10 protein-coding genes are annotated in these 11,502 nt (G+C 72.0%); 6 read left to right on the top strand and 4 right to left on the bottom strand.

From position 1 onward, the window contains the following. The first annotated feature begins 38 nt into the window (after positions 1 to 38). Entirely contained in the window at positions 39 to 1,043 is a 1,005-nt protein-coding gene (locus ACN6LB_RS33070; protein ID WP_445029055.1) for an ATP-binding cassette domain-containing protein, read from the top strand. Beyond that, on the top strand, positions 1,040 to 1,822 hold the full coding sequence (locus ACN6LB_RS33065; protein WP_445029054.1) for an ABC transporter permease: 783 nt from the start codon (positions 1,040 to 1,042) through the stop codon (positions 1,820 to 1,822). The genes ACN6LB_RS33070 and ACN6LB_RS33065 overlap by 4 nt, the downstream gene beginning before the upstream one ends. Positions 1,823 to 2,119: 297 nt before the next feature. Here the strand turns inward: ACN6LB_RS33065 and ACN6LB_RS33060 are convergent, their stop codons facing one another. The 3 genes from ACN6LB_RS33060 to ACN6LB_RS33050 form a co-directional block, all read right to left on the bottom strand. Continuing rightward, entirely contained in the window at positions 2,120 to 2,389 is a 270-nt protein-coding gene (locus ACN6LB_RS33060; protein ID WP_356149756.1) for a hypothetical protein, read from the bottom strand. 115 nt (positions 2,390 to 2,504) lie between these two features. Further along, entirely contained in the window at positions 2,505 to 3,323 is an 819-nt protein-coding gene (locus tag ACN6LB_RS33055; protein ID WP_445029053.1) for an anti-sigma factor, read from the bottom strand. Continuing rightward, entirely contained in the window at positions 3,320 to 3,862 is a 543-nt protein-coding gene (locus ACN6LB_RS33050) for a sigma-70 family RNA polymerase sigma factor (protein WP_356140113.1), read from the bottom strand. The genes ACN6LB_RS33055 and ACN6LB_RS33050 overlap by 4 nt, the downstream gene beginning before the upstream one ends. Before the next feature lie 279 nt (positions 3,863 to 4,141). On the opposite strand from ACN6LB_RS33050, the gene ACN6LB_RS33045 reads away from it, so the two are divergent. The 4 genes from ACN6LB_RS33045 (at position 4,142) to ACN6LB_RS33030 (ending at position 10,656) form a co-directional block, all read left to right on the top strand. After that, positions 4,142 to 5,677, top strand: coding sequence for a DUF4331 domain-containing protein (locus ACN6LB_RS33045; protein WP_356140114.1), 1,536 nt, complete (start codon positions 4,142 to 4,144; stop codon positions 5,675 to 5,677). 105 nt (positions 5,678 to 5,782) lie between these two features. Beyond that, positions 5,783 to 7,366: a tetratricopeptide repeat protein gene (locus tag ACN6LB_RS33040; protein WP_445029052.1), complete on the top strand. Its 1,584-nt coding sequence runs from the start codon at positions 5,783 to 5,785 to the stop codon at positions 7,364 to 7,366. Continuing rightward, on the top strand, positions 7,363 to 8,883 hold the full coding sequence (locus ACN6LB_RS33035) for a HoxN/HupN/NixA family nickel/cobalt transporter (RefSeq protein WP_445029051.1): 1,521 nt from the start codon (positions 7,363 to 7,365) through the stop codon (positions 8,881 to 8,883). Before ACN6LB_RS33040 ends, ACN6LB_RS33035 begins: the two co-directional genes overlap by 4 nt. Before the next feature lie 75 nt (positions 8,884 to 8,958). After that, positions 8,959 to 10,656 (top strand): serine/threonine-protein kinase, encoded by a 1,698-nt coding sequence (locus ACN6LB_RS33030; RefSeq protein WP_445029050.1) that lies wholly within the window; start codon positions 8,959 to 8,961, stop codon positions 10,654 to 10,656. A 5-nt stretch (positions 10,657 to 10,661) separates the two neighbouring features. On the opposite strand, the gene ACN6LB_RS33025 is transcribed toward ACN6LB_RS33030, so the two are convergent. Then, positions 10,662 to 11,471 (bottom strand): SGNH/GDSL hydrolase family protein, encoded by an 810-nt coding sequence (locus ACN6LB_RS33025; protein WP_445029049.1) that lies wholly within the window; start codon positions 11,469 to 11,471, stop codon positions 10,662 to 10,664. Positions 11,472 to 11,502 lie beyond the last annotated feature (31 nt).

The raw sequence follows: 11,502 nt of genomic DNA, 5'->3' as shown, positions 1-11,502 counted from the left end.
AGTTACGTACACCGTACGTAGTGCGCTATGGTCGACCCATGACTACTACGTACGCTGTACTTAGTGAAGGTCTGGAGAAGAGCTTCGGATCACGGGGGAACGTCGTCCACGCCGTACGGGGCCTGGATCTGGCGGTGGCGCAGGGCACGGTCTGCGGGGTGCTCGGGCCGAACGGGGCGGGCAAGACGACGGCGGTACGGCTGCTCGCCACGCTGCTGCGGCCCGACGCGGGGTCCGCGCGTGTCGCCGGGCACGACCTGGTGCGGGAGGCCGGCGCCGTCCGGGGCGCGATCGGGGTCACCGGGCAGTACGCCTCCGTCGACGGCGACCTCACCGGGCGGCAGAACCTGCGGCTGTTCGCGAAGCTGCACCGCGTCCGGGACACCGCGGCGCGGGCGGGTGAGCTGCTCGACCGGTTCGGTCTCGCCGAGGCCGCCGACCGGCCCGCGTCCACCTACTCGGGCGGCATGCGGCGCCGGCTGGACCTGGCGGCGAGCCTGATCCGGCGCCCGGCCGTGCTCTTCCTCGACGAACCGACCACCGGCCTCGACCCGGCGAGCCGCAACCAGATCTGGGAGGCCGTGCGCGCGCTCAAGGACGACGGCACGACCGTGCTGCTCACCACGCAGTACCTGGAGGAGGCCGACCAACTCGCCGACACCATCGCCCTGCTGGACCACGGCAGGGTCGCGCACACGGGATCGCCCGGCGAGCTCAAGGCGCTCATCGGCTCGTACGCCGAGGTGGTCGTCGCGCACCCGGACGCACTGCCCGGGGCGGCGGCCGTCCTGGACCAACTGACGGGCTCGGCGCCCGACTTCGCCCCCGAGCGGCACGCCGTGGGCGCGCTCGCGACCGACCCGACGCTGACGCTGCCCCGGCTGGTGCGCGAACTCGACGCCGCCGGGGTGCCGTTGCTCGACGCGAGCCTGCGGCCGCCCACGCTCGACGACGTCTTCCTCCGTCTGACGAGCGGCCCTGCCGACTCCCGGCGCAACAACCCGAACGACGGCCCGAACGACCACAAGGAGCTGGTGGCATGAGCACGTTGGCGTACGACGGCAGCGCGATGCTGGGCCGTCACCTTCAGCGGATCCGGCACAACCCCGGTCTGGTCGTACTCACCCAGACCATGCCGATCACGATGCTGCTCTTCTTCGGATACGTCTTCGGCAGCGCCCTCGCGATGCCGGGCGAGGAGTACCGCGCGTACCTGCTGCCGGGCCTGCTGGTGGCGACCGCGGCCAACGGGATCATGACGGGGATGTTCCAGGCCGCCCAGGACTCGCACCGGGGCGTGATGGACCGCTTCCGTACGCTGCCGATGAGCCGGGCCGCCGTGCCGCTCGGGCAGGCGGCCGCCGACCTGGTCGTGACCGCCGTGGGGATCGTGCCGCTGCTGCTGGTCGGACTCGTGGTGGGCTGGCGGATCGACGGATCGGCGCTTCAGGCGGTCGGGGCCCTGGGGCTGCTGCTGCTCTTCCGGTTCGCCATGACGTGGGTCGGCATTCTGCTGGGACTCGCCTCGGGGAGCGAGGAGGCTGCCGGTCAGCTGGGCAGCGCCACGTTCATGCTGCCGCTGTTGTCGAACGCGTACATCCCCACCGACAACCTGCCGGGTTGGCTGCGCACGATGGCCGAGTGGAATCCCCTCAGCGCGGTGACGACGGCGCTGCGCGACCTGTTCGGGAACGCGCCGGTGCCGGACGGCGCCGCCTGGCCGGTGGCGCACCCGGTCGCCGGGTCGCTCGCCTGGTCCGCCGCCCTGATCGCCGTGTTCCTGCCGCTGGCCGTCCGCCGGTACGAACGCGGTGAACGGTGAGCACGAGCACTCGGGGGCTCCGCCCCCGAACCCCCGCTCCTCAAACGCCGGAGGGGCTATATCCAGCCCCTCCGGCGTTCGAGGACGAGCGCGGCAGCGCGATCAGTGACGGGAAGGGAAGGGGCGGAGGGGGCGAAAACCGCTGTTCCTCGGCCGTGACCCCGCTCAACGGGTGGTGGAAGAGCGGGAGTTGGGGAGCGCTACGGGCATGCGGGGACAACGGCCACGGATCAGCACAGCGCCGCGCCGGGGCGGCGAACGCCCGAGCGCGGGTCAGAAACCGCCTGACCGCACCGCTCAGTGGCCACCGAACAGCGTGCGGCGCAGCCGCTTCAGCGGTGCGAAGAGCGAGACCCGCCGCATGCGCGCGACCCTGCCGTTGCGGTCCTTCCCGGTGTCACGCGCGGTCAGCTCACGCATCAGGGACGTCGCCTCGGCCGTCTCGCGCTGCGGGAGGGCTGGGCCGCCCAGCACCGAGAGATGGCGGTCGAGGCGCGAACTGGTCGCGCTGCTCCCGCAGGTGATCGCAGGGACGCGTGCCCTGCTGCGCATCGTTATCTGTTCCATGTCACTCCCCACCCGTACGAGTCCACCCGGCCCGGGCAGGCTAACCCTATCGCTCCCTCGTGGCACTCGTGTATCGCGGTCACAGGATTCACCTTCCCTGTAAGGGTGTTGACGATTACTCTCCGAATCCAACTGATTTCAGGTCGACTTGGGCAATTGGTGCAGTGGTGGGCTGCTGTGAGCCGCCGGGTGGCTCTACGGTCACAGCGAGTGACTGGGCGTCAGTGTTCAGTCCAGCGGTGACCAAGGGCGTGTCGCCGTCGAAGAGCCCCAGGGAGCGTGGTTGCACGTGGGGGCGCATGAGCCACAGCTGGTGCACGCGTCCCCCCGTCGGGCTGCCGAGCCCGCTCGGTGTCACGACGGCGCGCCGTAGCGACGCGGAGGCGACGACGGCCACACCGTGCCCCCGGACGTCCCGGGCGCCGGTCGCGCGGGCGTCGGGCGCCGCGAGAACGTGGGCGATCTCACGTGCCTGGGCCCGCTCCTGGTCCAGGGTGTCCCTGGTCTGCGTCGCCTGAACGGCGAAGAGCGAGGCCACGACGAGCGCGGCGGCGGCCGTGGCGGTGGCGAGCGGGGCGAGCAGCGGTCGGAAGCGGGGGGTACGCGCGCGTGCCGGCTGCCTTTCCCCCCGGCCGCGGGCCGGCTGCACGGCGCCGCGCACGAGCAGTTCGTCGTCCTGGGAGGGGGCCTCCTGCGGAGTGGTGCGTACTGCGGTCAGGACGCGGTCGCGCAGGGCCGGCGGGGGCGGGGCCGCGGTGGACCAGGCGAGACGGACGGCGTCCTCGGCGAGGGCGCGCACCTCGGCGGCGCAGCGCGTGCAGCGCCGCAGGTGCCGCTCGAAACGGCGCCGCTCGGCGGGCTCCAGGGCGTCGAGTGCGTAGGGGGCGGCAAGCGAGTGCGGATCGCGGCCCCGCAGTCGGTCGAGGACGCTCATGCGACTCCTCCCAGGCAGTCCCGCAGCCGCGTGAGTCCGTCCCGCATCCGGGTCTTCACGGTGCCGAGCGGCAGGGAGAGCCGTTCGGCCACTTCACGGTACGTGTACCCGTCGTAGTAGGCGAGGGTGACGGACTGCCGTTGCAGTGCCGTCAGACGGTCCAGGCAGCGGCGGACCCACTCGCGTTCGAGCCCGGCCTCGACCTCTTCGGCGACCTGGTCGAAGGCGGGGTGGTGGGCGCGCCGTCCTTCGCGCTGCTCGCGCTCGGTGGCCGCGCGGGCGCTGCGCACCCGGTCGACGGCCCGCCGGTGCGCAAGGGTGAGGATCCAGGAGAAGGCGCTGCCGCGGCCGGGATCGAACCGGGCGGCGGAGCGCCACAGTTCGAGCAGCACCTCCTGGGCCACCTCCTCGGACTGGGCCGCGTCCCGCACCACGCGCCGTACGAGTCCGAACACCGGCCCGGACACCAGTCCGTACAGCTCCTCGAATGCCTTCTGGTCGCCTCCGGCCACGAGCACCAGGAGTTCGTCCGCCTCCACCCGCTCCCCCTCTCCGGCCGCGCACGGCCCGTCCCCTCGGTCACACCGTCATTCGCAGCGAGTGCCCCTTCGGATGGGGTTACGGATCAGCGGGGCGAAAACGCGGGTCGACGGCCGGTCAACTGGCGGCCGGGGCAGGAAGGTTCACACAACATCTGCCGCGAGCGGTGAAACAAGATTCGAAAGCCGACGTAAGAACGTTTGAGATTCGACCAATCCACCCCGGCGGGCGCTCCGAATGGCGTTGCGTCAGGCAATTGGGACGTGAGGACGGACGGCATGACACCTATCTCCAGGAGTGGCGCGCGACGCAGGAGCATCGCGACCCTCGTCTGTGGTGCGCTGGCCGCCGGGGGGCTCGCAGCCGCCGGCGTGACCGCGCTGGAACCGGGGGCGGCCAACGCCTCCAGCCACCGTGAGGCCCCGCTGATCTCGGGGCAACCGCAGTACGACAACACGGACGTGTACGCGTTCGTCAGCCCGGACAAGCCCGACACGACGACGATCGTGGCGAACTGGATCCCCTTCGAGGACCCGGCCGGCGGACCGAACTTCTTCACGTTCGCGGACGACGCCCAGTACGACCTGCACATCGACAACAACGGTGACGCGCAGGGCGAGCTGATCTACCGGTACACCTTCAAGACGCACCGCAAGAACGGGGACACGTTCCTCTACAACACGGGCCCGGTCACCAGCCTCGACGACCCCGACCTGAACATCACGCAGACGTACGACATCGATCTGCTGCGGCTGCACAACCAGAAGCTCGTCTCCCGGACCAAGGTCGCGGACGACGTGCCGGTGGCGCCGTCGAACGTCGGCAAGGCGTCGATGCCGGACTACGGCAAGCTGCGCGACCAGGCCGTGTACAAGCTTCCGGGCGGATCCACGACGTTCGCCGGTCAGGCGGACGACCCGTTCTTCCTGGACCTGCGTGTCTTCGACCTGCTGTACGGCGGCAACCTGACGGAGGTCGGGCGGGACACGCTCAAGGGCTACAACGTCAACTCGCTCGCCCTGCAGGTGCCCAACGACATGATCCGCGAGTCGTCCGGGCAGCCGATCGTGGGGATCTGGTCCACCACGCAGCGCAAGGACGCGCACGGTGACTGGACGCAGGTCTCGCGGCTGGGCAACCCGCTGGTCAACGAGGTCGTCAACCCGCAGAAGGACAAGGACAAGTTCAACGCGTCGGCGCCGTGGTACGACGCCCAGTTCCTCAAGAACGTGACCAACCCCGAACTGCCGAAGCTCATCGAGGCGATCTACAAGATCAAGGCGCCCGCCGAGCCGCGCAACGACCTCGTCGACGTCTTCCTGAAGGGCGTGAAGGGCCTCAACCAGCCGCCCAACGTCCGCCCGGCGGAGGAGCTGCGGCTCAACACCTCGATCAAGCCGACCATGCATCCCAAGCGGCTCGGTGTGCTCGACGGCGACAACGCGGGCTTCCCGAACGGGCGCCGGCTCACCGACGACGTGATCGACGCCTCGCTCCAGGTGGTCGAGGGTGAACTCGTCGGCTCCAAGAACGACCTGGGCGACGCGGTCGACAAGAACGACAAGAAGTTCGAGAGCTACTTCCCCTACGTCGCCGAGCCGACCTCGGGCTCGCGCGGCGCCCTCGCCAAGGGCACGACCAGTGGGACCGACGTGCGCAACCAGCTCGGTGACGCGCTTCAGCCGGCGGGTGCCTCGGGCAGCTCCGGCGACACCACGCTGATCGCCCTCTCGGCGGGCGCCGGCGCCGCCGGAATCCTCCTCGTCGGCACCGGCCTGATGTGGTGGCGCCGTATGCGCGGCCGCGCGTACTGACCCCCACCACCGACTGGCGCGGCCCGCACGTACTCATCCCCCACGGCGCGGGCCGCGCCGCTCCCCCGCAACGACCGTTGCACCCAAGGACTTTGAGGAGAGCCCATGTCCCCGCGTAAGAACCACGACGCGCCGACAACCGCCCCCGGCGAGACACCGGCCGACCGCACAGCGGAGGCCACGCCCGGGGGTGAGGAGACGGGGGTGGACACCGGGCAGGCCACCGAGACCGAGGCGGCAGCGGACGGCAGTACGGCGACCGGGGCCGAGGCGGGAACCGACGGCGCCGCGGCAGCCGGTGACGGGCAGGACGCTGCAGCCGACGAGCGCGTGGTCGCCGTGCGGCGGGTGGCGGCGGCCGGGCGGCGTTGGCGGGGAGCTCAACTCGCCGGGTGCGCCGCTCTGCTGGCCGTCGCGCTGACCGGCGGGGCCATCGCGTGGGGGGGCGCGCGGGACGGCGGCACGGCGACCGTGGCAGCCGCGCCTGCGGGGCTGTCTCCCGAACTGCTCACCAGCGGCAGCCTGGACGCGAGCATCAGCTCGCTCCAGGCCCATCTGCGCGCCCAGCCACAGGACTTCGGCTCGTGGGCGACGCTCGGGCTCGCCTACGTGGAGCAGGCGCGGACGAAGGGGGACCCCGCGCGCTACCCGCAGGCGCAGCGCGCGCTGGACCGCTCACTGAAGCTGCGCCCGGACAACGACGCGGCGCTCACCGGACGCGCGGCGCTCGCCGCCGCCCGGCACCAGTTCCCCGAAGCGCTGAAGTACGCCGACAAGGAGCTCGCCCAGAACCCGTACAACGAGCGCGCGCTGTCCTCCCGTATCGACGCCCTGGTCGAACTCGGCCGCTACGACGACGCGTCGAAGGCCGCCGACCTGGCCGACAGCCGCCGCCCCGGCGTGCCGGTCTTCACGCGGTACGCGTACGTGCACGAGCTGCGCGGTGATGTGAAGACCGCCCGGCGTGTCCTGAAACTGGCACTGTCCACGGCGACTTCGCGCGGGGACGTGGCGTACGTGGCGTCGGCTCTCGGCCAACTTTCCTGGAACCAGGGCGAGTACGGCACCGCACTGACCTACTACGCGCGGGCGCTGGCGGCCGACGACACCTACCTTCCCGCGCTGGAGGGCCGGGCCCGCGCACAGGCCGCGCAGGGCGACCGGGCCGGTGCGATCCGCGCCATGGAGGACGTCGTGTCCCGCTATCCGCTGCCCCAACCCCTCGTCGAGCTGGGCGAGTTGTACGAGGCGCGCGGCGCGAAGGGGGACGCCCGCAAGGCCCACGACCAGTACGCCCTCGTCGATGCCTGGACCGCGCTGGCCCGCGCCAACGGCGTCAACGCCGACCTCGACACGGCCCTGGCCGCCGCCGACCACGGCGACCGCGCGGCCGCCCTCACCGCGGCCCGCGCCGAGTGGGCCCGCCGGCACACCGTGCACACCGCGGACGCCCTCGCCTGGGCGCTGCACGTCAACGGCCGGGACGCGGAAGCTCTTGCGTACGCCCGCCGCGCCACGGCCACCGGCTACCGCAACGCGACCTTCCTCTACCACCGCGGCATGATCGAACGCGCCACCGGCCACAAGAAGGACGCCCACGACTCCCTGACGGCGGCCCTGAAGCTGAACCCCGGCTTCTCGCCGCTGGGCGCTCGCGTCGCCCGCAAGGCTCTGGAGGCCGGCGAATGAACCCCCGTCGTCTCTTCGCGTCCTGCGCGGCCGTCCTCACAGCCGCCTGCGCCCTCGTCCTCGTGCCGGCGAGCGCCGCGAGCGCCCACCCGCTCGGCAACTTCACCGTCAACCGCTACGACGGCCTCGTCGCCGCCCCCGGTGAACTGCGGGTCGCCCACGTCGAGGACCTGGCGGAGATCCCGGCGACGCAGGCCAAGCCCGACATCGAGAAGCTGGGCATGACCGCCTGGGCCCGGCAGCGGTGCGAGACGGCCGCGGTCGGCAGCAAGGTCACCGTGAACGGGCGCCGGGTCGCGCTCGGCGTCGGCACCAGTCACGCGCGCGTGCGGCCCGGCCAGGCGGGCCTCGACACCCTCCGGGTGGAGTGCGGGCTGACGGCGCCGCTCCCCGAGGGGGACACCGTCTCCGTGGGCTTCCACAGCGCCGGGGCGTCGACCGGGCCGGGCTGGCGGGAGATCACCGCCCGCGGCGACCGTATGACGCTGACCGCGTCCGACGTACCGAAGAAGTCGGTGTCGCACGAACTCACCGGCTATCCCAAGGAGTTGCTCTCCTCGCCGTCGGACACCGCGTCCGCGTCCCTGCGGGTGCGCCCCGGCGGTCCGGCCCTCGTCGACGAGCGGTCGAACGCGCCCGCGGCCTCCGTGCTCCCCCGCGGCGCCGACCGCTGGACGCGCGCCCTGGACAATTTGGTGGCCCGCCACCACCTCACGCTCGGCTTCGCCTCGCTGGCCCTGGTGATCGCCATCGGCCTCGGTGCGATGCACGCGCTCGCTCCGGGCCACGGCAAGACCCTGATGGCGGCGACGGCAGCCGCCCGCGGCGGCCGGGCCGGACTCCGCGACGTCCTGCCGCTGGCCGCGTCGGTGACGATCACGCACACCCTCGGGGTGGTCACGCTGGGCCTCCTCGTCACGGCCGGCTCGGCGGCGGCCCCCTCCGTGATCGCCTGGCTGGGCCTCGCGAGCGGCCTCCTCGTGACCCTGGCCGGCGCCTCCCTCGTACGCCGCGCCTGGCGCAACCGCGAACGCGCCCACGGACACAAGCACCCGCACAGCCACGACCACGACCACGACCACCATCACGACCACCCCCACAAGGACGACCACCACCACGAGGACCCGCACACCCACACCCACGGCGGCGTCACCCACACCCACGCCACCGCGCCCACCATCCGCGGCACGATCCTGCTCGGCTTCGCCGGTGGACTCGTGCCGAGCCCCTCCGCCGTCGTCGTACTGGTGGGCGCCGCGGCGCTCGGACAGGCCTGGTTCGGCTTCCTGCTCGTGCTCGCGTACGGCGTCGGGCTGGCCCTCACGCTCACGGCGGCCGGGTTCGCCGTGGTGCGGCTCGGCGGCGGGATGTCGCGGCTGCTGGCCAGGCGGCCGCGCTGGACCGGTGGCCCCGTGGCGGCGCTGCTGCGCAGGGCCGCGCCGCTGGGATCCGCGTTCGTCGTCGTAGCTCTTGGGGCTGGATTGGTGTTCAGGGGGGCGGCATCCGCACTCGGCTGAGCTACTTTTGGGGAGAAATCACGCGGAGTGGAGATTTCGCGCGGATGCGCATGCGGATGCGAATGGGGGGCGCCCGTGTCCGAAGCACCGGGCAGTGAACGTGTGATCGCGGGACGCTACCGGCTGCTGTCCCCCTTGGGGGAGGGCGGCATGGGGACCGTCTGGCGCGCCCGCGACGAGGTGCTGCACCGCGAGGTCGCCGTCAAGGAGGTGCGCGCGCCCCACGGACTCCCGGACAGCGAGGTCCAGCGGATGTACGCCCGCCTGGAACGGGAGGCGTGGGCGGCGGCGCGGGTCTCCAACCGCAACGTGGTGACGGTGTACGACGTGGCGACCGAGGACGGCCGCCCCTGGATCGTGATGGAGCTGGTCCGCGGTCTGGCCCTCTCCGACATCCTGGACGCGGAGGGTCCGATCACTCCGCAGCGCGCCGCGCACATCGGCGCCGAGGTGCTCGCCGCCCTGCGCGCCGCCCACGAGGCCGGGGTCCTGCACCGGGATGTGAAGCCGGGCAACGTACTGATCTCGAACGACGGCCGGGTCGTGCTGACCGACTTCGGGATCGCCATGGTCGAGGGCAGTTCCGCACTGACCATGACCGGCGAGGTCATCGGCTCGCCCGAATTCCTCGCCCCCGAACGGGCGCTCGGCCGTACGCCGGGTCCCGAGTCGGACCTGTGGTCGCTCGGGGTCCTGCTGTACGCGGCGGTGGAGGGCAACTCGCCGTTCCGGCAGAACACCCCGCTCAGCACCCTGCGGGCGATCGTCGACGAGGAGTTGCCGCCGCCGTACCGTGCGGGGCCGCTCGCCCCGGTGATCGAGGGGCTGCTGCGCAAGGATCCGGCGCAGCGCCTGTCCGGTGAGCGTGCCGAGCAGGACCTGCGGGTCGTCGCCGCGGGCGGTACGCCGCGCGCGGACGCTCCGCCGGTCGCCCCCTACGCGCCGACGGTGCACGCCTTCCCGGCCGAGCCGCCGACCGCGCCGCTCCCCTCCCCCGCCCCCACCGTTCCGGCCCATCCCGCCGGGACGGCCACGACGACCACGGCGGAGCCGGGGCGCAACCGGCGCGCGGCCGTCGTGCTGATCGCGGGCCTGGCCGCCCTCGCCCTGGCGATCGGCGGGCTGACGTACGCCCTGCTGAACCGGGACGACGGCACCCGTGGAGGCTCTGCCGGGCAGACCACCAAGGAAGGCTCGGGCGGCGCGAGTTCGAGCGGGGGGAAGAGCAGCAGCTCGCCCAGCGGTTCGCATGCGAGCAGCAGTCCTTCCAGCAGCTCGCCCAGCAGCGGGGGTACGACGACGCAGCCCCAGCAGTCCGTGTCGGTGTCGGTGGCGGGCTCGCACACGGACTACTCCGGCAGTTGTCCGCCGCCCGAGGCCCAGGCGCCCACCTTCACGGCGACGTTCACGGTGGGCCGCGTCCCGGTGGAGGTCGACTACCGCTGGGTGACGAAGACCGGTGAGGTGTCCGACCCGGGCTGGAAGACCCTCTCGTTCCCCGCGGGCGGCGGCCGGTCGCAGCAGAAGACAGTGATCGTGACGACGTACGACGAAGGCGGGACGTACGAGAACGAGATCAGCGTGGAGGTCCGCGGTCCGGTGCACGCGACGTCCAACTCGGTGCCGTTCTCGGTGACGTGCGAGACGGACACCTCGAACGGCGGGACCTCCGTCTCCCCTTCGTCCTCGGCTTCGTCGGGCGGGCTGTTCGGTGGTCCGGTGGGCCCCGATGCCGTGCTGCCGGCGCCGGGTCCCACCGGAGCGGGTCGCTGAGGCCCTCAGGCCGCTGCGTTGAGGACGGGCAGGTAGCCGCCGGACTGTCCGGCCGCGGTCGGGTGGTAGGACTCGCCGATGTTCAGCCATTCGAGGCTGTGCAGCCAGGAGCTGCCGGAGCAGATCTCGTGGCCGCTGAAGGTGGGCCGGACATCGCCGAAGGTGAAGCCGTGGTTGCCGGCGACCTTGGCGATCGCGCTGTCCAGGTAGTCGGCGGCGCCGTTGATCGCGGCCCGCTTCGTGTCGGAGAGGCCGGTGAGGCAGCTGCCGCCCAGCTTGTAGAAGCGGGGGTAGCCGAGGACGACGACGTGCGCCGAGGGGGCCTTGGAGCTGATCGCCGAGTAGACGGTGTCGAGTTGGCCGGGCAGCGTCGAGTCGACGTACGCCCTGGCCGTGGCGATCCGGGACAGACAGGCGCTGTCGGACTGGAGTACGCAGGTCGTCATGACGTCGGAGAAGCCCGCGTCGTTGCCGCCGACGGTGATCGAGACGAGGCCGGTGGAGGAGGTGAGGGTGCCCAGCTGGTTCGCCAGAACATCACCCGTACGAGCGCCTGAGCAGGCCTGGAAACTGAACGACGAGGGTGAGTGCGCGGCCTGCCACAGATACGGATGGGCCTTCGTGCTGCGTTTGCAGTCGCCGCCGGAGCTGAGGTAGCTGCCGGACCCGACACCGGAGGCGTAGGAGTCGCCGAGGGCCACATAGCCGGTGCCTGCGGCCAGTTGGGACGCCTGCGCCGTCGCGGCCCCGGTGAGGGCGACGCCGACGGCGAGGAGGAGCGAGGTCACGTATGCCGTAAATCGGGAACGTCTCATGGAACCTCCCTTTAGCAGGATCTCTGCCACA

The organism is Streptomyces sp. SAS_270, assembly GCF_052543295.1.
This window is presented reverse-complemented; position numbering and strand designations above follow the sequence as displayed.